At 62.3% G+C, this 24,160-nt stretch carries 19 protein-coding genes; 13 read left to right on the top strand and 6 right to left on the bottom strand.

The window, feature by feature from the left end; genetic code table 11:
* Positions 1 to 14 precede the first annotated feature (14 nt).
* From murA to hisC, 4 genes are all read left to right on the top strand, one after another.
* Positions 15 to 1,280 carry a UDP-N-acetylglucosamine 1-carboxyvinyltransferase gene (murA, locus tag EGJ86_RS01745; protein WP_125833735.1) on the top strand — a complete coding sequence of 422 codons (1,266 nt, stop codon included), beginning with the start codon at positions 15 to 17 and terminating at the stop codon, positions 1,278 to 1,280.
* A 63-nt stretch (positions 1,281 to 1,343) separates the two neighbouring features.
* Positions 1,344 to 1,979 carry an ATP phosphoribosyltransferase gene (hisG, locus tag EGJ86_RS01740; protein ID WP_125833734.1) on the top strand — a complete coding sequence of 212 codons (636 nt, stop codon included), beginning with the start codon at positions 1,344 to 1,346 and terminating at the stop codon, positions 1,977 to 1,979.
* A 122-nt stretch (positions 1,980 to 2,101) separates the two neighbouring features.
* Complete coding sequence (gene hisD / locus EGJ86_RS01735) at positions 2,102 to 3,412, top strand: histidinol dehydrogenase (protein WP_125833733.1); 1,311 nt, start codon at positions 2,102 to 2,104, stop codon at positions 3,410 to 3,412.
* A gap of 131 nt (positions 3,413 to 3,543) precedes the next feature.
* Positions 3,544 to 4,596, top strand: coding sequence for a histidinol-phosphate transaminase (gene hisC, locus EGJ86_RS01730; RefSeq protein ID WP_125833732.1), 1,053 nt, complete (start codon positions 3,544 to 3,546; stop codon positions 4,594 to 4,596).
* Positions 4,597 to 4,664: 68 nt separating this feature from the next.
* On the opposite strand, the gene EGJ86_RS01725 is transcribed toward hisC, so the two are convergent.
* The 3 genes from EGJ86_RS01725 to algW form a co-directional block, all read right to left on the bottom strand.
* Positions 4,665 to 5,384, bottom strand: coding sequence for a DUF4198 domain-containing protein (locus tag EGJ86_RS01725; protein WP_125833731.1), 720 nt, complete (start codon positions 5,382 to 5,384; stop codon positions 4,665 to 4,667).
* Positions 5,385 to 5,397: 13 nt separating this feature from the next.
* Positions 5,398 to 7,479, bottom strand: coding sequence for a TonB-dependent siderophore receptor (locus EGJ86_RS01720; protein ID WP_125833730.1), 2,082 nt, complete (start codon positions 7,477 to 7,479; stop codon positions 5,398 to 5,400).
* Between the two features lie 87 nt (positions 7,480 to 7,566).
* A complete protein-coding gene (gene algW / locus EGJ86_RS01715; protein ID WP_099522475.1) occupies positions 7,567 to 8,709 on the bottom strand; it encodes a Do family serine endopeptidase AlgW in 1,143 nt (380 codons plus the stop codon).
* Between the two features lie 110 nt (positions 8,710 to 8,819).
* Between algW and EGJ86_RS01710 the strand changes: the two genes are divergently transcribed.
* From EGJ86_RS01710 to cysN, 3 genes are all read left to right on the top strand, one after another.
* Positions 8,820 to 9,578, top strand: coding sequence for a Nif3-like dinuclear metal center hexameric protein (locus EGJ86_RS01710; RefSeq protein WP_125833729.1), 759 nt, complete (start codon positions 8,820 to 8,822; stop codon positions 9,576 to 9,578).
* A 132-nt stretch (positions 9,579 to 9,710) separates the two neighbouring features.
* Positions 9,711 to 10,628, top strand: a complete 918-nt coding sequence (gene cysD, locus EGJ86_RS01705) for a sulfate adenylyltransferase subunit CysD (protein ID WP_099522473.1) — start codon at positions 9,711 to 9,713, stop codon at positions 10,626 to 10,628.
* Positions 10,629 to 10,640: 12 nt separating this feature from the next.
* A complete protein-coding gene (gene cysN / locus EGJ86_RS01700; RefSeq protein WP_125833728.1) occupies positions 10,641 to 12,536 on the top strand; it encodes a sulfate adenylyltransferase subunit CysN in 1,896 nt (631 codons plus the stop codon).
* Positions 12,537 to 12,735: 199 nt separating this feature from the next.
* Here cysN and EGJ86_RS01695 read toward each other — a convergent pair whose 3' ends face one another.
* A complete protein-coding gene (locus EGJ86_RS01695) occupies positions 12,736 to 13,167 on the bottom strand; it encodes a YhcB family protein (protein WP_099522471.1) in 432 nt (143 codons plus the stop codon).
* Between the two features lie 121 nt (positions 13,168 to 13,288).
* Here EGJ86_RS01695 and EGJ86_RS01690 point away from each other — a divergent pair, with 121 nt between their 5' ends.
* The 6 genes from EGJ86_RS01690 (at position 13,289) to EGJ86_RS01665 (ending at position 20,340) form a co-directional block, all read left to right on the top strand.
* Positions 13,289 to 13,918 carry an alpha/beta hydrolase gene (locus tag EGJ86_RS01690; protein WP_125833727.1) on the top strand — a complete coding sequence of 210 codons (630 nt, stop codon included), beginning with the start codon at positions 13,289 to 13,291 and terminating at the stop codon, positions 13,916 to 13,918.
* 121 nt (positions 13,919 to 14,039) lie between these two features.
* On the top strand, positions 14,040 to 15,386 hold the full coding sequence (locus EGJ86_RS01685; RefSeq protein WP_125833726.1) for a tryptophan--tRNA ligase: 1,347 nt from the start codon (positions 14,040 to 14,042) through the stop codon (positions 15,384 to 15,386).
* A 108-nt stretch (positions 15,387 to 15,494) separates the two neighbouring features.
* On the top strand, positions 15,495 to 16,589 hold the full coding sequence (gene zapE, locus EGJ86_RS01680; RefSeq protein ID WP_125833725.1) for a cell division protein ZapE: 1,095 nt from the start codon (positions 15,495 to 15,497) through the stop codon (positions 16,587 to 16,589).
* Positions 16,590 to 16,777: 188 nt separating this feature from the next.
* The gene (locus EGJ86_RS01675; protein WP_125833724.1) at positions 16,778 to 17,437 is read left to right on the top strand and encodes a paraquat-inducible protein A; all 660 of its coding nucleotides are present in this window, start codon (positions 16,778 to 16,780) and stop codon (positions 17,435 to 17,437) included.
* Complete coding sequence (locus EGJ86_RS01670) at positions 17,424 to 18,041, top strand: paraquat-inducible protein A (protein WP_125833723.1); 618 nt, start codon at positions 17,424 to 17,426, stop codon at positions 18,039 to 18,041. Before EGJ86_RS01675 ends, EGJ86_RS01670 begins: the two co-directional genes overlap by 14 nt.
* Complete coding sequence (locus EGJ86_RS01665; protein WP_125833722.1) at positions 18,034 to 20,340, top strand: PqiB family protein; 2,307 nt, start codon at positions 18,034 to 18,036, stop codon at positions 20,338 to 20,340. The genes EGJ86_RS01670 and EGJ86_RS01665 overlap by 8 nt, the downstream gene beginning before the upstream one ends.
* Before the next feature lie 140 nt (positions 20,341 to 20,480).
* Here the strand turns inward: EGJ86_RS01665 and mksF are convergent, their stop codons facing one another.
* Complete coding sequence (mksF, locus tag EGJ86_RS01660; RefSeq protein WP_125833721.1) at positions 20,481 to 23,312, bottom strand: Mks condensin complex protein MksF; 2,832 nt, start codon at positions 23,310 to 23,312, stop codon at positions 20,481 to 20,483.
* Entirely contained in the window at positions 23,309 to 24,001 is a 693-nt protein-coding gene (gene mksE, locus EGJ86_RS01655; RefSeq protein WP_125833720.1) for an Mks condensin complex protein MksE, read from the bottom strand. Before mksE ends, mksF begins: the two co-directional genes overlap by 4 nt.
* Positions 24,002 to 24,160: the final 159 nt, after the last annotated feature.

Raw genomic sequence — 24,160 nt, 5'->3', positions numbered from 1 at the left:
GCGACGAGATTCCTATGGATAAACTGATCATTACCGGCGGCGCTCGCCTCGATGGCGAAATCCGCATTTCCGGTGCGAAAAACTCTGCTCTGCCGATTCTGGCGGCCACCCTGTTGGGCGACGCCCCCGTCACCATCTGCAACCTGCCGCACCTGCACGCCATCACCACCATGATCGAGCTGTTCGGCCGCATGGGCATCGAGCCGGTGATCGACGAGAAGCTGGCGGTGGAAGTTGATGCGCGTGCGATCAAAACCCTGGTCGCGCCTTACGAACTGGTAAAAACCATGCGCGCCTCGATTCTGGTGCTCGGCCCCATGGTCGCCCGTTTCGGTGAGGCCGAGGTGGCGCTGCCCGGTGGTTGCGCCATCGGTTCGCGTCCGGTCGATCTGCACATCCGTGGCCTCGAGGCCATGGGCGCGATCATCGATGTCGAAGGTGGCTACATCAAGGCCAAGGCCCCGGAAGGCGGCTTGCGCGGGGCGCACTTCTTCTTCGACGTAGTCAGCGTGACCGGTACCGAGAACATCATGATGGCCGCGACCCTGGCCAAGGGCCGCAGCGTGCTGGAAAACGCCGCGCGTGAGCCTGAGGTGGTCGACCTGGCCAATTGCCTGATCGCCATGGGCGCGAAGATCCAGGGCGCCGGCACCGATACCATCATCATCGACGGCGTCGAGCGCCTGCACGGTGCGCGTTTCAACGTCATGCCCGACCGTATCGAAACCGGCACCTACCTGGTCGCCGCCGCTGTTACCGGTGGTCGGGTCAAGGTCAAGGACGCCGACCCTTCGACGCTGGAGGCCGTGCTGGCCAAACTGCAGGAGGCTGGCGCCGAAATCACTACCGGCCCGGACTGGATCGAGCTGGACATGAAGGGCAAGCGCCCGAAAGCCGTTAACCTGCGCACCGCTCCCTATCCGGCGTTCCCCACCGACATGCAGGCGCAGTTCATCGCCCTGAACGCGGTGGCCGAAGGCACTGGCACCATCATCGAAACCGTGTTCGAAAACCGTTTTATGCACGTCTACGAGATGCTGCGCATGGGCGCCAACATCCTGGTCGAAGGCAATACGGCTGTGGTTACCGGGGTCGACAAGCTCAAGGGCGCACCTGTGATGGCGACCGACCTGCGCGCCTCGGCGAGCCTGGTGCTGGCCGCGCTCGTGGCTGACGGCGATACGCTGATCGACCGCATTTACCACATCGACCGTGGTTACGAGTGCATCGAAGAGAAGCTGCAACTGCTCGGTGCCAAGATCCGCCGCGTACCGGGCTAAGCCTCCGTTGTCGTAGGGCCGCTCCCTGTCGGGGCGGCCGCTTCCGCTCAAGGAAACCGTTTCATGTTGACCATTGCCCTGTCCAAAGGCCGCATTCTCGATGACACCCTGCCGTTGCTTGCCGCAGCGGGCATCGAGCCGACCGAGAACCCGGACAAGAGCCGCAAGCTGATCATCCCGACCACTCAGGATGACGTGCGCCTGCTTATCGTGCGTGCCACCGATGTGCCGACCTATGTCGAGCACGGTGCCGCTGATCTGGGTGTCGCCGGCAAGGATGTACTGATGGAGTACGGCGGCCAGGGCATCTACGAGCCGCTGGATCTGCAGATCGCCAAGTGCAAGCTGATGACGGCTGGCAAGGTCGGTGCGCTGGAGCCGAAAGGCCGCCTGCGCGTGGCCACCAAGTTCGTCAACGTCGCCAAGCGCTACTACGCCGAGCAGGGCCGTCAGGTCGACATCATCAAGCTGTACGGTTCGATGGAGCTGGCGCCGCTGGTGGGCCTGGCCGACAAGATCATCGACGTGGTCGACACCGGCAACACCCTGCGTGCCAACGGCCTGGAACCGCAGGAACTGATCGCTACCATCAGCTCGCGGCTGATCGTCAACAAGGCCTCGATGAAGATGCAGCACGCGCGCATCCAGGCCCTGATCGATACCCTGCGTGGCGCCATCGAGGCGCGACACCAAGGCTGATTCCTCACCGCGACCTCTGGTCGCGGCAGCCTATCCGTGTCATAGCCAAATTCTCAGGTGCCCGCACGGTGGGCTTGCTACTCTAGCGGCGCCTGAAATTTGCCATCACACGAGGCTTAGCCATGACTGCTCCAATCGCCATTCGCCGACTCAATGCCGCTGACCAGGATTTCGCCCGACACCTGGATCATCTGCTGAGCTGGGAGAGCGTGTCCGACGATGGCGTCAACCAGCGCGTGCTGGAAATCATCCAGGCCGTGCGTGAGCGCGGCGATGCCGCACTGGTCGAATACACCCAGCGTTTCGATGGTCTGCAGGTCGCTTCCATGGCCGACCTGATCCTGCCGCGCGAGCGCCTGGAACTGGCCCTGACCCGAATCAGTGCCGAGCAGCGCCAAGCGCTGGAAGTGGCCGCCGAGCGGGTGCGCAGCTACCACGAGAAGCAGAAGCAGGACTCCTGGCGCTACACCGAAGCCGACGGCACGGTGCTGGGGCAGAAGGTCACCCCGCTGGATCGCGCCGGCCTGTACGTGCCGGGCGGCAAGGCGTCCTACCCGTCCTCGGTGCTGATGAACGCCATTCCGGCCAAGGTCGCCGGCGTGCCGGAAGTGGTAATGGTGGTGCCGACCCCGCGTGGTGAGATCAACGAGATCGTTCTCGCTGCTGCCGCCATCGCCGGCGTCGACCGCGTGTTCACCATCGGTGGCGCCCAGGCTGTGGCCGCGTTGGCCTACGGCACCGAGAGCGTGCCGCCGGTGGACAAGATCGTCGGTCCGGGCAACATCTATGTGGCCACCGCCAAGCGCCATGTGTTCGGCAAGGTGGGCATCGACATGATCGCCGGCCCGTCGGAGATCCTCGTGGTCTGTGACGGCCAGACCGATCCGGACTGGATCGCCATGGATCTGTTCTCCCAGGCTGAGCACGATGAGGATGCCCAGTCGATCCTGGTCAGCCCGGATGCCGCCTTCCTCGACCGCGTCGCTGAAAGCATCGCCAAGCTGCTGCCGACCATGGAGCGGGCCGAGATCATCCGCACTTCGCTGGAAGGCCGTGGCGCGCTGATCCAGGTAGCCGACATGGCGCAGGCCATCGAGGTGGCCAACCGTATCGCGCCCGAGCACCTGGAGCTGTCGGTCGCCGACCCGGAAGCCTGGCTGCCTGAGATTCGCCACGCCGGTGCGATCTTCATGGGCCGCTACACAGCAGAAGCCTTGGGTGACTATGTAGCGGGCCCGAACCACGTGCTGCCGACATCTGGCACCGCGCGGTTCTCCTCGCCGCTGGGTGTGTATGACTTCCAGAAGCGCTCGTCGATAATCTTCTGTTCGCCGGATGGTGCGTCGGAGCTGGGCAAGAGCGCCTCGGTGCTGGCCCGTGGTGAGTCGCTGACCGCGCATGCGCGCAGCGCCGAGTACCGTATCAAGCCCTGAGCGTAGGGTGCGCCGTGCGCACCTTGTGAATGTTTTGGGGCGCCGGGCGCACCGTACGGGATCGCGCTTTGCAGGTTGAACGAAGCGTTATCCATCGCCCCATGCAACGTATTTCGAGGAGAGAAGGGCAGATGAGCAAATTCTGGAGCCCCTTCGTCAAAGACCTGGTGCCCTATGTGCCAGGTGAGCAGCCCAAGCTGAGCAAGCTGGTCAAGCTCAATACCAACGAAAACCCCTACGGCCCGTCGCCCAAGGCCATTGCGGCGATGCAGGCCGAGGTCAACGACAACCTGCGTTTGTACCCGGACCCCAACAGCGATCGCCTGAAGCAGGCAGTGGCTGACTACTATGGCGTGCAGACCAACCAGGTGTTCGTCGGCAATGGCTCTGACGAGGTGCTGGCGCACGCGTTCCATGGCCTGTTCCGGCATGACGCGCCTTTGCTGTTCCCGGATATCAGTTACAGCTTCTATCCGGTTTATTGCGGCCTGTACGGTATCGAGCAGCAGCAGGTGCCGCTGGACGAGCAGTTCCAGATCCGCGTGGAGGATTATGCCAGGCCGAACGCTGGCATCATCTTCCCCAACCCTAATGCTCCGACGGGTTGCCTGCTGCCGCTCGACGCCATCGAGCGCCTGCTGCAAGGCAGCCCGGATTCGGTAGTGCTGGTAGACGAGGCCTATATCGACTTCGGCGGTCAGACCGCTATCGCCCTGGTCGACAAATACCCCAACCTGCTGGTCACCCAGACCCTGTCCAAGTCGCGCTCGCTAGCTGGGCTGCGCGTCGGCATCGCGGTTGGCCACCCGGATCTGATCGAAGCGCTGGAGCGAATCAAGAACAGCTTCAACTCCTATCCGCTCGATCGCATGGCCATCGCGGGTGCTGCGGCGGCGTTCGCGGATCGTGAGTATTTCGCGAAAACCTGCCAGCAGGTGATCGAGAGCCGTGAGGCAGTTGTCGCCGGTTTGCAGGGGCTGGGTTTCGAGGTGCTGCCTTCGGCAGCGAACTTCGTCTTCGCCCGTCATCCGGGCAAGGATGCAGCGACTTTGGCCGCGGGCCTGCGTGAGCAGGGCGTGATCGTGCGTCACTTCAAGCAGCAGCGCATCGCTCAGTTCCTGCGTATCACCATCGGTACGCCGGAGCAGAACCAGGCACTGATGGATGCGCTGCGTGGGCTGTAATCGATACGAGCCATAGCAAAGCCGGTGACGCGTGAGCGCCACCGGCTTTTTTCATGGCACAGAGGGGCTTACTCGTGGTGCGGCTGGCCGAGGAAGGTCAGCGAGGTGAACAGGCCGCGGCTCTCGATATTTGGGTCGTTTTCCACCGGTACGTAGACCGAGGCGCTGATGATGTTCAGTGCCTCGTTGCGCACCGTTATCTGGGCGCGACCCTCGGCATCGGTTACCGCGCTGACCTGATGCGGTGCGCCGCGATAGTCTCCGACCAGCTCTACGCCTGCCATCGGCTTGCCGTCCACCAGCACGCGCACCGGCAGCGGCTTGCCTGGGCCGACCTTGAGAGGGTCGGTTTCCGGCACTATGACCATCTTCAGGTGTTCCAGCGCAGGCAGCTTGGCGTCTTCTGAGTAGATCGCCAGGCTGTATTTGTAGGTGTGCAGCGACTGGGTCGAGTTCGCCACCTGGCTGCGGCCTTGGTTGATCCATTGGCCTTCCGGGGTCTTCGACCAGGCGCCATTGTCCAGCGCGACACCGAGTACGGCGGGTTTCTTCAAAGGTTGCAGGCGGGCGTGGTCGGCCAGACGTTCGACGGTCACCGGAATCATTCGACCTGCCGCGTCATAGGCCCAGGCGCCGCTGATCTTTTCCGCCTTGAAGGCATCGTCCTCGGCACCGTGGCCGTAGACGACTTCGATATTGCCGCGGCGCTCCTCGGTCCAGAGGCCGTGAGCGAGAGCGCTGCTGCTGGCGAACAGGCCGGCGAGAAGCAGGTAGGCAGGAATACGCATGTGAATCTCCGATTCAAAGGTTGAGGGTCAGGCTGACGCTGAGATTGCGAGGGTCGCCGGGCATTACCCAGACGTTGTTGAACGAGCGCTCGTAGTAGTTGCGATCGAACAGGTTGTTGAGGTTCAGGCCCAGGTTCAGGTCCTTGGTGGCCTGCCAGCGCGCCAGCAGATCGACCGTGGTATAAGCTGGCAGCTCGAAATCGCTGCCGGTCTGCCCGGAGCGATCACCGACGTAGTTGACTGCTGCGCCGAGTTCCGAGCCCTGCAGCGAGCCACCCTGGAACTGGTAGACGCTCATCAAACTGGCGCTGTTGCGGGCGATGCCGAGCAGGTCACTTCCTTCGGGAATGCTGTTGTCCTTGGTCACCTCAGCATCGATGTAGGCGTAGGCGCCGATCACACGTAGGGCATCGGTGAGCTGGCCGCTGACCTGCAGGTCCAGACCCTGGCTGCGCGCCTTGCCGGCGGCGATGCTGTCGCCGGGGTTGTTCGGGTCGGCAGTCAGCACGTTTTCCTTGTCGATATGGAACAGTGCCACGGTGGCGCCGAGGCGGCTGTCGAGCAGGTCGAGCTTGAGGCCGGTTTCATAGCCGAGGCCTTTCTCCGGTTTGAATACCTGCCCCTGGGCGCCGATGGTGTTGGGCTTGAACGACATCGAGGCATTGGCGAACACGCCGACCTCTGGCGTCAGTTGATAGAGCACGCCGGCGCGCGGGGTAGCGACATCCTTGCTCTGCTCGTTGCTGACGCGGGTACTGCGGTTCAGTGCGGTTTGCTCGAAACGCTCCAGACGCACGCCGAGTAGGCCGCTCCAGCGCTCGTTGAAGCTGATTTGATCCTGCAGGTTGAGGGCGTAGCTTTCGGTGTGCTCGTGGAAATCGTTGCTATTGATAATAGGCGGCTTGGGCTGACCATAGATCGGGTTGTAGATGTCCTGGCCGTAGCCCAGGCCGGTAACGCTTTGCGGGTACTTCTGGCTGTTGCGATAGTTCTCGTATTCCAGCCCAAGTAGCGTCTGATGTTGCCAACCGGCCAGTTCGAACTGCCCATGCAGCTCGGCCTGGGTGATGCTGTCATTCCATTCGAAGCTGCGCTCGCGATAGAAGCGCGTGACCTGATCGCCAACCAGGCGCGATGGTTCGGAGCTGTTGCCGTCCAGCGTGCCCTGGCTGTAATGGCTGGCCAGGCGCAGTTTCCAGGCATCGTTAAGGTAGTGCTCGAGGCTGACCTGCAGCAGCTGGTTGTCGTTGCGGATCTTGCCGTCGTTGGGCTCGCCGAGAAAGGTCGAGTGCTTGACTGCGCCCATCTTGCCGTCGACGGCGGGAATGCCACGGTCGAACACCGAGCCGGTGCGGGAAAATTCGCTGTCGATCATCAGCAGGGTGTCGGGCGACAGCTGCCAACTGAAGGTCGGGTTGATGATCTGTCGCTGGTTGCCAACGTGATCGCGAAAACTGCCGTTGTCTTCGACTGCCAGGTTGACCCGCGAAAGCAGGGTGCCGTCCTCGTTCAGCGGTGTGTTGACGTCGAGACTGCTGCGGTAGCGATCCCAGCGCCCGGCGCTGGCTTTGAACTGAGTGAAGGGCTCCAGTTGCGGGCGCTTGGTGACGATGTTGACCAGCCCGCCGGGATCGCCGCGGCCGTAGAGAGCGGCGGCCGGTCCTTTGAGCACTTCCAGACGCTCGATGGCTGATGCGTCCGGCGAGCTGTAGCTGCCGCGGTTGATGGCGAAGCCGTTGCGATACAGCTCACCAGTGGTGAAGCCACGCACGCTGTAGTTGAGAAATGTCAGGCCGCCGAAATTGTTCTGCCGCGAGACGCCGCCTGCGAAATCCAGGGCGCGGTCGATACGGCTGCTGCCGAGATCGTCTAGCACCTGGGCGGGGACTACGCTGATGGCCTGGGGAATCTCGCTGATTGGCGTGTCGGTACGGGTGGCGCTGGATGAACGTTTGGCGCGGTAGCCCTGCACTGGCCCGTCGGCTTGTTCACCGGGGGCGCTGATGATGCTGTCAGCCAGTTGGGCTGGAGATTCGGTGGCAAGAGCGCAGGGTGTTAACAGGCTGCCGGCAAGCAAGGCGGTAGTGACACGCAAGGGGGAGTCTCCGGATGATTGTGATTAATGTAATAACATTACAATAACTTCGATCGAGAAAAGTTCCCACTTGAAAATGCTCGCCGATCAATTGCCGTTAACGGGAGGGCGAATGCCGATCTCGGCGCTCAGTTCCAGCGATTTGCCGTTGCGTAGTACCTCGATGCGAATCTTGTCGCCAGGCTTGGTGCGCGCTACCTGGTTCATCGAACGCCGGCCGTCGCTGGCCGCTTCGCCGTCGATGCTGAGAATCAGGTCGCCAGGCTGCAGGCCGGCTTTCTGTGCCGGACCGTCGCGATAGACCCCGGCGACGACAATGCCAGGGCGGCCATCGAGGCCGAAGGACTCGGCCAGTTCCGGCGTCAGTGGTTGCACCTCGACGCCGAGGTAGCCGCGAATCACCTGGCCATGCTCGATGATCGCCTGCATCACTTCCATCGCGAGTTTCACCGGTATGGCGAAGCCGATGCCCTGCGAGCCGCCGGACTTGGAGAAGATCGCGGTGTTGATGCCGACCAGATTGCCGTGGGCATCGACCAACGCACCGCCGGAGTTGCCCGGGTTGATTGCCGCATCGGTCTGGATGAAGTCTTCGTAGGTGTTGAGGCCCAGCTGGTTGCGCCCGGTGGCGCTGATGATGCCCATGGTCACGGTCTGGCCTACGCCGAAGGGGTTGCCGATGGCCAGGGTGACATCGCCGATGCGAATCCTGTCGGAGCGCCCGAGGGTGATCGCCGGGAGATTGGGCAGGTCGATCTTCAAGACTGCGAGGTCGGTTTCCGGGTCGTTACCGATCACCCGTGCCAGGGTTTCGCGGCCATCCTTGAGGGCGACGACGATCTGGTCGGCACCGCTGACCACGTGATTGTTGGTCAGCAGGTAGCCTTCACGGCTCATCAGCACGGCCGAACCCAGGCTCGATTCCATGCGCTGCTGACGGGGCAGGTTGTCACCGAAGAAGCGGCGGAAGGTCGGGTCTTCGAACAGCGGATGGGTTGGTTTGCTCACCAGCTTGGTGGTGTACAGGTTGGCCACTGCAGGCGAGGCGGTGTCGACGGCTTCGGCGTAGGATACCGGGCCTTCCTGCAGGCGGCTGTAGAGCGGGGCCTGCACCAGTTGCACTTCCTGGCGTGGCAAACCCACCCATTCCGGGTAGCGCTGGATCAGCAGGAGTGCGAGCAGCACGCCAACCAGCAGGGGCCAACCGAGAAAACGCAGTGCCTGGGGCATCGAGACAATCCTGAGGGTTGCGGGGGCCAAATCCGGCCCTTAAGGTGGCGCATTATAATGAGGTGCTCGCCAATTAGGCAGCGGCCCGCAACAGCTTGTGAGGAATCTTCATGGCCATTGCCCTGACCACGCTAGTGGAAGAAGCTGACGCTTTTCTTAATGCGTCGCGCATCAGTGATTACTGCCCCAATGGCCTGCAGGTCGAGGGTCGCCCGCAGGTCCGCCGCATCGTCAGCGGCGTTACCGCCAGTCAGGCGCTGATCGAGGCTGCGATCGAGGCCGAGGCCGATGTGCTGCTGGTGCATCACGGCTATTTCTGGAAGGGTGAGAACCCCTGTGTCACTGGCATGAAGCAGCGTCGCCTGAAAGCGCTGCTGGCCAACGACATCAGCCTGCTGGCCTATCACATGCCATTGGATGTGCACCCCGAGGTGGGCAACAACGTGCAGCTCGCACGGCAGCTGGGCATCGTCGTCGAAGGGCCGTTGGAGCCGGAAAACCCGCGTACCGTTGGCCTCGTCGGCTCGCTGACCGAGCCCATGAGCGCCGTCGATTTCGCCCGCCACGTGCAGCAGGTGCTCGGGCGTGAGCCGCTGCTGGTGGAGGGCGAAGGGCTGATCCGTCGCGTCGGCTGGTGCACCGGTGGTGGGCAGGGCTACATCGACCAGGCTGTGGCGGCCGGGGTCGACCTGTACTTGACCGGCGAAGCCTCGGAGCAGACCTTCCACAGTGCGCGCGAGAATGGCGTGAGCTTCATCGCCGCGGGCCATCATGCCACCGAGCGCTATGGCGTGCAGGCACTGGGCGATTATCTGGCACGTCGTTTCGCCCTCGAGCACCTGTTCATCGACTGCCCCAATCCCGTCTGAATCATCCAGACGGGCAGGCATAACACTAGAACGTTTCGATCTAACCGGCGCCCTGAGTATAAGCAGGTGCTGTGGTAGAGTGCGCGCTCGTCCACGGCCCGCCGGCCCCATAACAGCAATCCGTGAGTAGCCATGCTCGACAAATTGACCCATCTCAAGCAGCTGGAGGCGGAAAGCATCCACATCATTCGTGAAGTGGCCGCCGAATTCGATAACCCGGTGATGCTCTATTCCATCGGTAAGGATTCAGCCGTGATGCTGCATCTGGCCCGCAAGGCATTCTTCCCAGGCAAACTGCCGTTTCCGGTGATGCACGTCGACACCCGCTGGAAATTCCAAGAGATGTACAGCTTTCGCGACAAGATGGTCAGCGAGATGGGCCTGGATCTGATCACCCACATCAACCCCGATGGTGTGGCGCAGGACATGAACCCCTTCACCTACGGCAGTGCCAAGCACACCGATGTGATGAAGACCGAAGGCCTCAAGCAGGCGCTGGACAAGTACGGTTTCGACGCCGCCTTCGGTGGCGCGCGCCGCGACGAAGAAAAGTCGCGCGCTAAAGAGCGCGTGTACTCCTTCCGCGACAGCAAGCACCGCTGGGACCCGAAGAACCAGCGCCCGGAGCTGTGGAACGTTTACAACGGCAAGGTCAAGAAGGGCGAGTCGATCCGCGTCTTCCCGCTGTCGAACTGGACCGAACTGGACATCTGGCAGTACATCTATCTGGAGCAGATTCCAATCGTGCCGCTGTACTTCGCTGCCGAGCGCGAAGTGATCGAGAAAAACGGCACGCTGATCATGATCGACGACGAGCGCATCCTCGAGCACCTGTCCGATGAAGAGAAGGCGCGCATCACCAAGAAGATGGTGCGTTTCCGTACCCTTGGCTGCTACCCGCTGACCGGCGCGGTGGAGTCCACGGCACTGACTTTGCCCGAAATCATCCAGGAGATGCTCCTGACCCGGACTTCCGAACGCCAGGGCCGCGTGATCGATCACGACGCCGCCGGGTCGATGGAAGAAAAGAAACGTCAGGGCTATTTCTGAGGATCGCGCACCATGAGTCACCAATCCGATTTGATCGGTCAGGACATTCTCGCTTACCTGGCCCAGCACGAGCGCAAGGAACTGCTGCGCTTTCTTACCTGTGGCAACGTCGACGACGGCAAGAGCACGCTGATCGGCCGTTTGCTGCATGATTCCAAGATGATCTACGAAGATCATCTGGAAGCCATCACCAAGGATTCGAAGAAAGTCGGTACCACCGGCGATGACATCGACCTGGCACTGCTGGTCGATGGCCTGCAGGCCGAGCGCGAGCAGGGCATCACCATCGATGTGGCTTACCGCTATTTTTCTACCGCCAAGCGCAAGTTCATCATCGCCGACACTCCCGGCCATGAGCAGTACACGCGCAACATGGCCACCGGCGCCTCGACGTGCGACCTGGCGATCATCCTGATCGACGCCCGTTACGGCGTGCAGACCCAGACCAAGCGCCACAGCTTCATCGCATCCTTGCTGGGCATCAAGCATATCGTCGTCGCGGTCAACAAGATGGACCTCAAGGACTTCGATCAGGGCGTGTTCGAGCAGATCAAGGCCGACTACCTGGCCTTCGCCGAGAAGATCGACCTGCGTCCGACCACCCTCGAGTTCGTGCCGATGTCGGCCCTCAAGGGCGACAACGTGGTCAACAAGTCCGAGCGCTCGCCCTGGTACACCGGCCAGTCGCTGATGGAAATTCTCGAGACCGTCGAAGTCGCTGGCGACCGCAACTTCGATGACCTGCGCTTCCCGGTGCAGTACGTCAACCGTCCGAACCTGAACTTCCGTGGCTTCGCCGGTACTCTGGCCAGCGGCATCGTGCGCAAGGGCGACGAGGTACTGGCCTTGCCGTCGGGCAAGAGCAGCCGGGTCAAATCCATCGTTACCTTCGAGGGTGAGCTGGAGCAGGCTGGTCCGGGCCAGGCCATCACTCTGACCCTGGAAGACGAGATCGACGTGTCGCGCGGCGACATGCTGGTGCATGCCGACAACCGTCCGCAGGTCACCGACAGCTTCGAGGCCATGCTGGTATGGATGGGCGAGGAGCCGATGCTGCCGGGCAAGAAATACGACATCAAACGCGCCACCAGTTACGTGCCGGGCTCGATCCCGAGCATCGTTCATCGCGTCGATGTGAACACCTTGGAGCAGGGCGCGGCCAGCGAGCTCAAACTCAACGAAATCGGCCGGGTCAAGGTGGCGCTGGATGCGCCGATCGCCCTGGATGGTTACGAATACAACCGCACCACGGGTGCCTTCATCATCATCGACCGCCTGACCAACGGTACCGTCGGTGCCGGCATGATCATCGCCGCTCCGGTCGCCCATGGTGGTGGTCAGCATGGCCGTCTGGCGCACGTGTCGACCGAGGAGCGTGCTTCGCGCTTCGGCCAGCAACCGGCCACCGTGCTGTTCACGGGCCTCTCCGGTGCCGGCAAGAGCACCCTGGCTTATGCCGTGGAGCGCAAGCTGTTCGACATGGGCCGCGCGGTGTACGTGCTCGATGGCCAGAATCTGCGCCACGATCTCAACAAGGGGCTGCCGCAGGATCGCGCAGGCCGCGCCGAGAACTGGCGTCGTGCCGCGCATGTGGCGCGTCAGTTCAACGAAGCCGGGATGATTGCCCTGGCCGCCTTCGTCGCCCCGGATGCAGAAGGGCGTGAGCAGGCCAAGCTGCTGATCGGTCGTGAGCGTGCGCTGACCGTTTATGTGCAGGCGTCGCCGCAGATTTGCGCCGAACGTGATCCGCAGGGGCTGTACGCGGCCGGTGGTGACAACATCCCAGGCGAGGGCTTCCCTTACGACGTGCCGCTGGATGCCGATCTGGTGATCGACACCCAGTCCCAGTCGGTCGACGAGGGCGTCAAGGCGGTGCTGGATCTGCTGCGTAGTGGCGGCGCGATCTAACATTCGCGATGCTGCATGGAGAGCCCCGCTTATTAGCGGGGCTCTTCGTTTGTGGGGTGTCTTTTGTAGGAGCGAATTCATTCGCGATATGGGCTTACGATGATCGGGAATGAATTCGCTCCTACCGTCCCGCGTAGCCCACAACCGCGCCCAATAAAAAGCCCCGCAATCGCGGGGCTCGGTGTTTCTGGCTGGCGGGTTACTTCTTCAGCCCGTAGCTCTCATCCAGCATGCCGGGGCCGTCGCTTTTCGGCGCGTAGTCCTTGGGCATTTCGTGGTTCTTCGGCGGGGTCAGGCGCTCGCGCTTCTCGCCTGTCTCGGTGCTATTCAGGGTGGCCAGCAGGCGTTGACGAGTCAGCTCGTCCAGGGCCAGGCGGTTGGCGCCGTCGGACAGGTGCTCCTGCACGTCCTGATAGCTCTGGGTGAGTTTCTTCACTAGGCTGGCGGTGGTGTTGAAGTGGGTCACCACTTCGCTCTGGTAGGCCTCGAAGCGTGCCTGCATTTCATCCATCTGCCGCTGCGTACGGCCCGGTGCAGCATTGGGGGCCAGGCGGGCGAGCAGAAAGCCCACGGCGATGCCGACCACCAGGGTCAGGGCGGGTATCAACCAGGCTGTAACGGTCTGTTCCACGAGTCCTTCCTCTCAAAACGGCTTTGCTTTACGTTAGCGGCTCGAACCTGCGCTGTATACGTTTACCTCGCAGGCAGTTTGCTAGACGAGTCGACCCGTTGCGGGGTCACGGAGTTCAGTGTTGCTCAGTCGCGAAATCCCTCTTTTCATTCAAGGCCCGGTGGGTCAACTCGAAGCCCTTCTGCTGGAAGTGCCGGACGCCCGAGGTGTGGCGCTGGTCTGCCATCCCAATCCGGTGCAGGGCGGTACCATGCTCAACAAGGTGGTGAGCACGCTGCAGCGCACCGGGCGTGACTGTGGTTATCACACATTGCGATTCAATTATCGCGGCGTCGGCGCCAGTGTCGGTAGCCATGACATGGGCACCGGCGAGGTCGACGACGCCGAAGCCGTCGCCGCCTGGCTCAAGGAGGAATACCCGAACCTGCCTGTCACGCTGCTGGGTTTCTCCTTCGGCGGCTTCGTCGCCGCAGCGCTGGGCGCGCGCCTGGAGGCGCAAGGCCAGGTACCGAGCAAGTTGTTCATGGTGGCGCCGGCGGTGCATCGTCTGACTGCCGAGGCACCGCCGGCCAGCCAGTGCCCGCTGGTGGTGATCCAGCCTGATGCCGACGAGGTGGTCGAGCCACAGGCCGTGTACGACTGGTCGGCCAATCTCGGGCGTGCCCACGAGCTGCTGAAAGTGGCAGAATGCGGTCACTTTTTTCACGGCAAGCTGACGGACTTGAAGGACATCCTTCTGCCGCGTTTATAAAAAACCGTCATTCCCGCGCAGGCGGGAACCCAGAGGGCCGCAGCACCTAGGCTCCCGCCTTCGCGGGAGTGACGGCAAATGAAGGCCTACCACGTCATTGCAGCAAGACAAGCGAATTACTATGACCACCCGTATCCTTACCGGTATCACCACCACCGGCACGCCGCACCTGGGCAATTATGCCGGCGCCATCCGTCCGGCCATCGTTGCCAGTCGCGACCCGCAGATGGACTCCTTCTACTTCCTCGCCGACTACCACGCGCTGATCAAGTGCGATGACCCGGCGCGCATCCAGCGTTCGCGTCTGGAAATCGCGGCCACCTGGCTGGCGCTTGGGCTGGATACCGACAAGGCGACCTTCTACCGCCAGTCCGACATCCCCGAGATTCCCGAGCTGTGCTGGCTGCTCACCTGCGTCGCCGGCAAGGGCCTGCTCAACCGTGCCCACGCTTACAAGGCTTCGGTGGACAAGAACGTTGAAGCTGGTGAGGACCCGGACGCCGGCGTGACCATGGGCCTGTTCAGCTACCCGGTGCTGATGGCCGCGGACATCCTGATGTTCAACGCGCAGAAGGTGCCGGTTGGTCGCGACCAGATTCAGCACGTGGAGATGGCGCGCGACATCGGCCAGCGCTTCAATCACCTGTTTGGCAAGGGCAAGGACCTGTTCGTCCTGCCCGAGGTGGTGATCGAGGAGGAAGTGGCGACGTTGCCAGGTCTCGATGGGCGCAAGATGAGCAAGAGCTACGACAACACCATCCCGCTGTTCGGCACTGCCAAGCAGCTCAAGGACGCCGTGGCGCGCATCGTCACCGACTCCAAGCTACCCGGCGAGCCGAAGGATGCCGAGGGTTCGCACCTGTTCACCCTGTACCAGGCCTTCGCCAGCCACGCGCAGCAGGCCGAATTCCGTGCCGAGCTGGAAGGCGGCCTGGCCTGGGGCGAGGCGAAGAATCGCCTGTACCAGCTGCTCGAAGACACCCTGGGCGAGGCGCGCGAGCGCTACAACGCGCTGATCGCTCGGCCGGCCGACCTGGAAGATATTCTCCTTGCCGGCGCCGCCAAGGCGCGCAAGATCGCCACGCCGTTCCTTGGCGAGCTGCGCGAGGCGGTGGGCCTGCGTTCGTTCCGCGAGCAGGTGCAAGTCGCTACTGGCGAGAAGAAGAAAGCCGCCAAGAGCGCCCGCTTCGTCAGCTTCCGCGATGAAGATGGCAGCTTCCGCTTCCGTCTGCTGGATGCCGATGGCGAGCAACTGCTGCTGTCGAAATCCTTCGCCGATGGCAAGTCGGCCGGAATGATCAATAAACGCCTGCAATCCGGCGAACCTCTGGATGTGCGCGTCGAAGGCCAGGTGTTCGCGGTATGGATCGATGGCGAGAGCGTGGCCAGCAGCCCCGAGTTCGCTGACGGTCAGGCGCTGGAAGATGCCATCGCCCGTCTGCGTGAGGCGTTAGCGCCGCAGGAGTGAGATGGCCGGTTCATACCGGGCGGCGGTTGCCGCCCACGGCAAGATTGCCAATCAACGGGGGCGTCGCTAAAGTGACGCCCCCGTTTTTACTTGCCCGGCTAACGAATCATGACCCCCTTAGAGCGTTATCAGGCCGATCTCAAGCGGCCCGACTTCTTCCATGATGCGGCCCAGGAAAATGCTGTCCGCCATCTGCAGCGTCTGTACGACGAGCTGATTGCGCGCGACCAGAGCAAATCCGGGTTGATGGGCAAGCTGTTCGGCAAGAAGCCGCAGGGGCCGGTCAAGGGCCTGTATTTCTGGGGTGGTGTCGGGCGCGGCAAGACCTACCTGGTCGACACCTTCTTCGATGCGCTGCCGTTCGAGCAGAAGATGCGCACGCACTTCCACCGCTTCATGAAGCGTGTGCACGAGGAGATGAAGACCCTCAAGGGCGAGAAAAACCCGCTGACCATCATCGGCAAGCGTTTCGCCGACGAGGCGCGGGTGATCTGCTTCGACGAGTTCTTCGTCAGCGACATCACCGATGCCATGATTCTCGCCACGCTGATGGAAGAGCTGTTCAAGAACGGCGTTTCCCTGGTGGCCACGTCCAACATTGTGCCGGACGGCCTGTACAAGGACGGCCTGCAGCGCGCGCGCTTCCTGCCGGCCATCGCCCTGCTCAAGCAGCACACCGACATCGTCAACGTCGACAGTGGCGTCGACTACCGTCTGCGCGCGCTGGAACAGGCTGAGCTGTTCCACTTCCCGCTCGGCCCAGCTGCCGAGGATAGTCTGCTGACCAGCTTCCGCAGCCTGTTGCCGGACTGCACCCACATGGTGGAGAACGAGGCGCTGATGATCGAGAACCGCGCGATCCACGCCGTGCGGGTCTGCGAAGACGTGGCCTGGTTCGAATTCCGTGAGCTGTGCGACGGCCCGCGCAGCCAGAATGACTACATCGAACTGGGCAAGATCTTCCATGCGGTGATCCTCGCCAACGTCGAGCAGATGAGCGTGGCCAAGGACGACATGGCGCGGCGCTTCATCAACCTGGTGGACGAGTTCTACGACCGTAACGTCAAACTGATCATCTCCGCGGAAGTGGAGCTCAAGGATCTCTACACCGGCGGTCGCCTGAGTTTCGAGTTCCAGCGCACGCTGAGCCGCCTGCTGGAAATGCAATCGCACGAATTCCTCTCGCGCCCACACCGGCCCTGACGGAAAGCGATATGAAAAAGGCGACCCACAAGGTCGCCTTTTTCATTGGTGCTACATGCCCGTAGGATGCGCCATGCGCACCAAGGCCCTGGATATTTGCGGCTTGTTCGGCGCACATGGCGCATCCTACGGGATGTCGGCGTCTGGCTTTGCTCGGGTAGAATGCGCGAATTCCGCTGGGGACTTTCATGTCTGACTCGCCGCCCGAATCTTCCTTGTCATCCCTGCCGATCGAGCAGTTGGTCGCATGCCATGAGTGCGATCTGTTGATGCGCAAGCCGGTGTTGCAGGATGGCGAGAGCGCCGAGTGCCCGCGTTGTGGTTATGAGTTGTTCAGCCACCGTCACCATGTGGTTCGGCGCAGCCTGGCCTTGGTGCTGACGGCTCTGCTGCTCTATGTCCCGGCCAACTTCCTGCCGATCATGCAACTCAACCTGCTGGGGCAGACCTCGCAGGACACCGTCTGGAGCGGTGTCATCGGGCTGTATGAAAGCGGTATGCAGGGCATCGCCGTGGTGGTGTTTCTATGCAGCATGGCAGTGCCATTGCTCAAGCTACTTTGTCAGTTGCTGGTGCTGCTCAGTATTCGCATCGACTTTGGCCGTAGCTACGGATTGTTGCTCTACCGGATCTACCATCACATGCGTGAGTGGGGAATGCTCGAGGTTTATCTGATGGGCATCCTGGTGGCGATGGTGAAACTCATGGATATGGCTGACCTGAGTCTTGGTCTTGGCCTGTTCTGTTTCATCGCGCTGTTGCTGGTGCAGGTCTGGCTGGAGGTCACCATGTCGCCGCATCAGATATGGGAAGCCTTGTCCGGGGAGGATATCCATGCGGGCGATTGAGGCTGGATTGCTGGTCTGTCATGAGTGTCATCAACTCAATCCAGCCGACACCGCGGCCAAGCACCAGTACTGCAGTCGTTGTGGTGGGCAGATTCATGTCCGTCGGCCCAACAGCCTGATCAGGACCTGGGCTTTGCTGCTGACGTCGGCGATTCTCTACATCCCTGCCAACCTGCTGCCGATCATGACGGTCAACAGCCTCGGTAAAGGTGAGCCCTCAACCATTATGGGGGGCGTTCTTGAGTTGATTCACTTCGGTATGCTGCCGATTGCTGCCGTGGTGTTCATCGCCAGCATTCTGGTGCCGACCTTCAAGTTGGTGGGCATTACCCTGTTGTTGTATTCGGTGCAGCGCCATCAACCGATGTCTGCCAAGCAACGGATCCTGATGTACCGCTTCATCGAGTGGATTGGCCGTTGGTCGATGCTGGATATATTCGTCATCGCCATTCTGGTGGCGATAGTGAATTTTGGCAGCCTGGCCAGTATCGAAGCTGGAGCTGGTGCCGCCGCCTTTGCCAGTGTGGTCATCCTGACCATGTTGGCTGCACTGACTTTCGACCCCCGCCTTATCTGGGATAACACGGAAACCGATCATGACTGACCTTCCTCTGGCCAAGACGCGTCCTGCTTCGAACTGGTCAGCCATCTGGGTTCTGCCACTTATTGCACTGCTGATTGGCGGCTGGTTGGCGTGGCGTGCATACAGCGACGCTGGCATTCAGGTCGAGCTTATATTCGCCAGCGGCGAGGGTATACAGGCCGGTAAGACCGAGCTGATGTACAAGGGCATGGCGGTGGGGAAGGTAACGGCCACCAGTCTTGATCAGAGCGGTAAGAATCGCGGCGTGGTCGCTCAGTTGGAGGTCAATAAGGAGCTTGAGCAGTATCTGCGTGAGGGCACTCGCTTTTGGCTGGTCAAACCCAACGTCAGTCTGGCCGGTATCAGCGGTCTGGAGACACTGGTTTCCGGTAACTACATTACCTTCAGCCCCGCTACTGAGGGGGAGCCGACCTATAGCTTTACCGCTTTGGCTCAGGAGCCCCCCATGGGGGACGATGTCCCGGGGTTGCATATCACGCTGAAGGCTGAGCGGCTTGGTTCGCTCAATCGTGACAGTCCGGTTTTTTATCGGCAGATCCAGGTTGGTCGAGTGAAGAGCTACATCCTCAGTGACGATCAGAACACCGTTGAGGTGAAGGTCTTCATCGAACCCGCTTATGCGCATCTGGTGCGCAAACATACGCGCTTCTGGAATGCCAGCGGGATCAGCGTCGATGCCGACCTCTCCGGGTTCAAACTGCGTAGTGAGTCATTGGCCAGCATCGTCGCTGGCGGTATCGCCTTTGCCACACCCGAGCATCGCAAGGACAGCCCGCCCACCGATCCAGCCCTGCCGTTTCGGCTTTATGAGGACTACGACGAGGCTCAGGCAGGTATCAAGATCGTCGTGAGACTCAGCGATTTTGACGGGTTGCAGGAAGGCCGAACGCCAGTCATGTACAAGGGCATCCAAGTCGGTTCGCTGAAAGCCATGAAGGTTGACCGTGACCTCAATAGCGCCACGGCCGAGCTGACGATCAATCCACTGGCCGAAGAGTACCTGGTGGAGGGCTCGGATTTCTGGGTGGTCAAACCCTCCATTTCGCTGGCTGGTATCACCGGCCTGGAGGCGTTGGTCAAAGGTAACTACATCGCTGTGCGGCCGGGAGAAAAGGGCAATCCGCCGGCACGCAACTTTGTCGCGCGGAGCAAGGCGCCGCCTTTGGATCTGGGGGCACCGGGACTGCATCTGGTGCTGTTCACCGATCAGCTCGGTTCTATCGAGGTCGGTAGTCCGGTGCTCTACAAGCAGCTCAAGGTGGGCTCGGTGCAGAGTTATCAACTGGCCCGCGACAACAGCCAAGTCGTGCTGGGCGTGCATATCGAGCCGGACTACGTACACCTGGTCAATACTTCCACGCGATTCTGGAATGCCAGCGGCATCACCCTCAAGGGTGGATTGTCTGGTGTCGAGGTCAAGAGCGAGTCGTTGCAGACTCTACTGGCGGGCGGTATCGCTTTCGAGACGCCTGACCTGCAGGCGGCGAGGTCGGATCGCCAAGTGCAGCGCTTCGCTTTACACGCTGATCGCGACAGTGCCTTGCAGTTGGGTCAGCAGATCACCATACGCGTGGCCGATGGCGATGGCCTGCAGCCGGGCACGCTGCTGCGCTACAAGGGGCTGGAGGTAGGCAAGGTCGAGAACCTTAGCCTGACCGATGACTTGCAGGCGGTGATGCTCAATGTGCGTATCACCCAGGCGGCGGAGCAGATCGCCCGTGAGGGCACGCAGTTCTGGGTGGTGAAGCCGGAGCTGAGTCTGACTCGTACCGCTAACCTCGGTACGCTGGTCAGCGGTCAGTATCTGGAGGTGCAGTTGTCGGCGCAGAAAGGCGCCCGCCGTACCGAGTTCACCGCCCTGACCAGTCCGCCGAACCAGGCTGTGCGCGAGGAAGGCTTGCGCCTGGTGCTGAGCGCGCCACGGCGGGGGTCGATCAAGCCAGGGGTGATCGTCAGCTACCGCGAGGTGCCGGTGGGCAAGGTGGTGGATTTCGAGTTGGGACCGACCTCGGATCGTGTTTTGATCCATGTGTTGATCGAGCCACGCTATGCGCCGCTGGTGCGTTCGGGCAGCCGCTTCTGGAATGCCAGTGGTATCGGTGTCGATGCTGGCCTGTTCAAGGGGCTGAAGGTGCGCACCGAGTCGCTGGAGGCCTTGATCGAGGGCGGTATTGCTTTCGCTACTCCGAACAATCCGGAGATGGGCGGACCGGCATTGCCGGGGCAGACGTTTGCACTGTTCGACGAGCCTGCTGACGGATGGCTGGATTGGGCGCCGAAGATCGTGTTGGAGCGATAAGACAATCATAGAAACGAAAGGGGCCGCAGTGAGCGGCCCCTTTCATTTTTGCGGCTATAAAAGCTCGCGGCTAAAGCGGAATGCCGCCCAGCTGCTCCTACACGTGCGTGGGTCGTAGGAGCGGCTTCAGCCGCGATGGGTCAGGCCAGCTCGGCAGTTTCCTCCTGCGCAGGCTCCTGGGCTTTGGCACTTTCGCGTGGCTTGATGAACTTCCAGTCCGCCTCGTCGATATAGATGCCGTTGGGGCCGCTGCCGCCTTCCAGGTCGATGGCCACGTGGGCCGAGACCTGCGGTTTCACCGAGGCAAGGATCGGCACGAAGCCGAGCTGCAGGCTGGTTTCGATCAGGGCCTGCTGGTTACGCTCGTCGATGTCCGCCGCCTCGTCGAGGTAGTAGGGCAGACGCACGCGTCCGGCCTGCTCACGATCCATCAGGTGCAGCAACAGGTACATATTGGTCAGCGCCTTGATGGTCATGGTGGTGCCGTTGGAGGCGGCACCATCGATGTCCGTGTGGATGATCGGCTGGCCATGCACCTTGGTGATCTCGAAAGCCAGTTCGAACAGATCCTTCAGGCCCAGCTGGTTGCCGTTGGCGGCGACCAAGCGTGACAGATAGTCCTTGGCCTCTTCGTTCTTCGCATCCTGATCGGCTGATTGCGACAGGTCGAACACCGACAGGGTCTCGCCCTCTTCGTACTGGCCAGCGCTGTGGATGATCTGATCGATATGGCGCAGGGCTTCCTTGTTCGGTGCCAGGACGATGCGGAAGCTTTGCAGGTTGGAGACCTGGCGCTTGTTGATCTCGCGGTTGAACAGCGCCAGTTGGTGCTCGAGGTTGTCGTAGTCGCTGCGGATATTGCGCAGGGTACGGGCGATATCGGTGACCGCCGCACGGCGCGCCTTGGCCAGGGTCAGGGCTTCGTCCTGGCGGTGAGCATAGGCGTTGACCAGCAGTTGCAGGCGACGCTCGACGTCGTCCTCGCTGTCGAACTTGGCAACGCCCTTCAGGCGTACCTGGGCGTAGAGCGCTTCGATCTGGCCGTCGATGCGCTGCAGCGCCTGCCAGGTGTCCTGGTAGTCGTTGAGCAGCGGCAGCAGGTTGTCCAGCGAGTCGTCCACCGGGTCCATGAACGGTGTGCCGAAGGGCAGGTCGGCTGGCAGCAACTGGCGACGGCGCAGGGCGTCTTCCAGGGTGCGCTCCTTGGCTTCCAGGTCGGCCAGTTGACGGCCGACCAGTTGCAGCTTGGCGGAGAGTTGCTGCACGCGCTCGGCGAAGGCATCGCTGGCACGCTTGAGTTCGTCCTGCGCGCCTTCCAGTTCGGCCAGGCGCTCCAGCTTCTGCGGTTCCTCGGCGGCCAGGGTCTGGCTCTTGCGGAAGTCTTCCAGGGCTTTCTGTGCATCGAGCACGGCCTGGTACAGCGTCTCAGCCTGGGCCTTGCTGGCGGCGCGGTCGGCGGCGACCGACTGCTGGGTCTTGAGCTGCTTGAGCTCGCGTTCCAGACGATCCTTCTGGTCGCGCAGGGCGGCGCGGTCGGCCAGGGCCTGCAGGGCGGGCGGTTCGATATGGCTGAGGTCGATGGACAGGCCCGGCACGGCGAAGGTGTCGCCCTTGAAGCGATCCAGCACGGCTTCGACGGCCTTGACCCAGTCGTCGCCGTCGGCCTTGATGCCTTTCTCGCCGAGCGGCAGGCTGAACAGCTGGCCGTTGAACAGGCGCATCAGGCGGTCGACGTCGGCCTGGCTGAACTCCTCACGCAGGCGCGAGTAGCTGTTGTTGTCGGCGTGGTCGAGCTGCTGCTTGACCGACTTGAGGCGTTTTCCCAGATCGCGCAGGCGCTCGTCCAGGTCTTCGCTGGAGAACTGCCGCGACTGTGCCAGGGCGCCGGCCAGTTCGTCGTGGGCATCCTTGGCGGCGAGCAATTGTTCTTCCAGCACCTTGGCGTTTTCCACCAGGGCGAAGCGGTTCCTCAGTACCGACAGCTCACCCAGCCAGCGCTGGATTTCGCTGATCTCACGCTCCAGGCGCATCAGCTCACTGGTGCCGCCACGCTGTTCGTTCTGCAGACCGTCCTGCTCGTTGCGGTAGTGTTCGGCCTGGATCACCAGCTCTTCCTTGCGTGCATCGGCATAGTCGTGCCAGGTGCCGAGCAGGTTGTCGAGCAGCGGCGAAAGGCGATGCAGCTTGCCGCGCAGCAGTTCGCGCTGGCCAACGCCGGCCGCCAGTGCCTCGATCTGCGGGCCGGCAGTCACCAGGGCCTGGTAGTCCTGCTCCATGCGGCGCACGTCGCGGAAGGCTTCCTCGGTGGCGGCGATATAGTCGACGCTGCCCGAGCGCAGGCTGTGCTCGAAGGCATCGAGGAACAACTGCTTCAATTTCGCCGCGGTGATCTCCCTCATATGGAGGAGGTTGATAAACAGAGCGCGGAAGGTCTTCAGGCTCTGCTCGCTGGTCGAGCGCAGCGGGATCAGGGTCAGATCCAGCGGGATGCTGGTGTGACCGCCGACCAGCAGGCGCCGCAGTTCGTCGGGCTTCAGCTCGTAGGCGGTGATGCCGGCCTGGCCGAGGTTCTTGAACAGCTCGCGCTGACGCAGGCAGGTGCCGTTGCTCTGGTAATGCTCCAGATCCAGCTCACCGGCGTAGGCGAAGAACTGGTGGCCGACGCCGCCGCCCGGGCCGCGACCGGCCACACCGATCACATGCGGGCCGTGGGGCAGGGCAACTTCGACGAGGATGTAGCTGGTGTCCGAGGCAAAGTAGAACTTGCGCGAGGCTTCCAGGCTGTACTTGCCGAAGCTCATGTCCGACATGCGCGCCAGGATCGGGAACTGCAGGGCGTTGATCGAGGCGGATTTGCCCAGGTTGTTGGCGCCGTAGACCGACAGCGGGTTTTCCAGCGGGAACAGGCCGAGGCTGTAGCCGGCGGTGTTCAACAGGGCGAAGCGGCGGATGCCGTAGCGTTCCTGGCTCATGCGTCCATCTCCTGTGCGGCGCGTTCTTCGGCCATGGCGCGGGCCAGGGCATCTTCCTCGGATTCTTCAGCGTCCACTGCTTCGAGCGGATCGGCGTCGCCGTCATCGTCCAGCAACACCGGCGCCGGCAACGGCAGGTCGCTGCTGTGCAGGCTGGCAGCCAGGTCGCGGTCGTGTTGCACCGACAGGCAGACGTCGAGGAAACGATGCATCGGCGGCAGGAAGCGGTACACGCCGTTGCTGTCCTCGGCGAAACCAAGCTGCACGAGACGGCGGATGATCTTGTCTTCCAGCTCCTCGAAGGTGGTCACCTCGGCCTGCAGGAACAGGTCGCGGTACTTCTCCAGCAGCGCCGGCAGCTCGTCACGGCCGATGCTGCCGCCGTCGAGTACGGAGAGCGGGTCGCGGCCCTGGTCGGCCAGGTGCTCGACGAGGATGAAGGTGAACAGCGCCAGGCGTTGGGCGGTCTTGTTAACCTGCGGGGCGACCTGCTCGGGCACGAAGTAGTAGAAGCCGCGCGGGTCGCACACCAGCTCGAAGCCGAGGGCGCGGAACAGTGCACGATACTGATCCTGCATGCTGGACAACTGGGCGTAGCACTCTGGCTCGCTGCGCGAGATGTGGTAGCCCTTGAACAGGTCGCGGAAGGCGGCCGCAAGCTGGGTCATTTCTTTTAGATCGATGTTCATACGCAAGTCATCTGACGAATGTGGGAGCGGGGGGGGGGGGGGGGGGGGGGCGGGGGGGCGCGCGGGGGGGGGGGGGGGGGGCGGGGCCAGAAAAACGGGGGGAGTCAACACGGGGGAGCCCCAGGGGGGGGCAACACCGAACGGCGCGGGGAGCACCGC

The organism is Pseudomonas sp. o96-267 (assembly GCF_003935465.1).
In the GTDB taxonomy this organism is placed as follows: domain Bacteria; phylum Pseudomonadota; class Gammaproteobacteria; order Pseudomonadales; family Pseudomonadaceae; genus Aquipseudomonas; species Aquipseudomonas sediminis.
The sequence above is the reverse complement of the archived record's forward strand: the minus strand, read 5'-3'. Positions and strand labels throughout refer to the sequence as shown.

Excerpts from the sequence above, each read along its gene's own strand:
- hisC (WP_125833732.1), top strand. The coding sequence starts at position 3,544 with ATGAGCAAATTCTGGAGCCCCTTCGTCAAAGACCTGGTGCCCTATGTG.
- EGJ86_RS01665 (WP_125833722.1), top strand. The coding sequence starts at position 18,034 with ATGACTGACCTTCCTCTGGCCAAGACGCGTCCTGCTTCGAACTGGTCA.
- mksE (WP_125833720.1), bottom strand. The coding sequence starts at position 24,001 with ATGAACATCGATCTAAAAGAAATGACCCAGCTTGCGGCCGCCTTCCGC.
- EGJ86_RS01670 (WP_125833723.1), top strand. The coding sequence starts at position 17,424 with ATGCGGGCGATTGAGGCTGGATTGCTGGTCTGTCATGAGTGTCATCAA.
- EGJ86_RS01685 (WP_125833726.1), top strand. The coding sequence starts at position 14,040 with ATGACCACCCGTATCCTTACCGGTATCACCACCACCGGCACGCCGCAC.
- mksF (WP_125833721.1), bottom strand. The coding sequence starts at position 23,312 with ATGAGCCAGGAACGCTACGGCATCCGCCGCTTCGCCCTGTTGAACACC.
- murA (WP_125833735.1), top strand. The coding sequence starts at position 15 with ATGGATAAACTGATCATTACCGGCGGCGCTCGCCTCGATGGCGAAATC.
- hisG (WP_125833734.1), top strand. The coding sequence starts at position 1,344 with ATGTTGACCATTGCCCTGTCCAAAGGCCGCATTCTCGATGACACCCTG.
- cysN (WP_125833728.1), top strand. The coding sequence starts at position 10,641 with ATGAGTCACCAATCCGATTTGATCGGTCAGGACATTCTCGCTTACCTG.
- hisD (WP_125833733.1), top strand. The coding sequence starts at position 2,102 with ATGACTGCTCCAATCGCCATTCGCCGACTCAATGCCGCTGACCAGGAT.
- EGJ86_RS01675 (WP_125833724.1), top strand. The coding sequence starts at position 16,778 with ATGTCTGACTCGCCGCCCGAATCTTCCTTGTCATCCCTGCCGATCGAG.
- algW (WP_099522475.1), bottom strand. The coding sequence starts at position 8,709 with ATGCCCCAGGCACTGCGTTTTCTCGGTTGGCCCCTGCTGGTTGGCGTG.
- EGJ86_RS01725 (WP_125833731.1), bottom strand. The coding sequence starts at position 5,384 with ATGCGTATTCCTGCCTACCTGCTTCTCGCCGGCCTGTTCGCCAGCAGC.
- EGJ86_RS01710 (WP_125833729.1), top strand. The coding sequence starts at position 8,820 with ATGGCCATTGCCCTGACCACGCTAGTGGAAGAAGCTGACGCTTTTCTT.
- cysD (WP_099522473.1), top strand. The coding sequence starts at position 9,711 with ATGCTCGACAAATTGACCCATCTCAAGCAGCTGGAGGCGGAAAGCATC.
- zapE (WP_125833725.1), top strand. The coding sequence starts at position 15,495 with ATGACCCCCTTAGAGCGTTATCAGGCCGATCTCAAGCGGCCCGACTTC.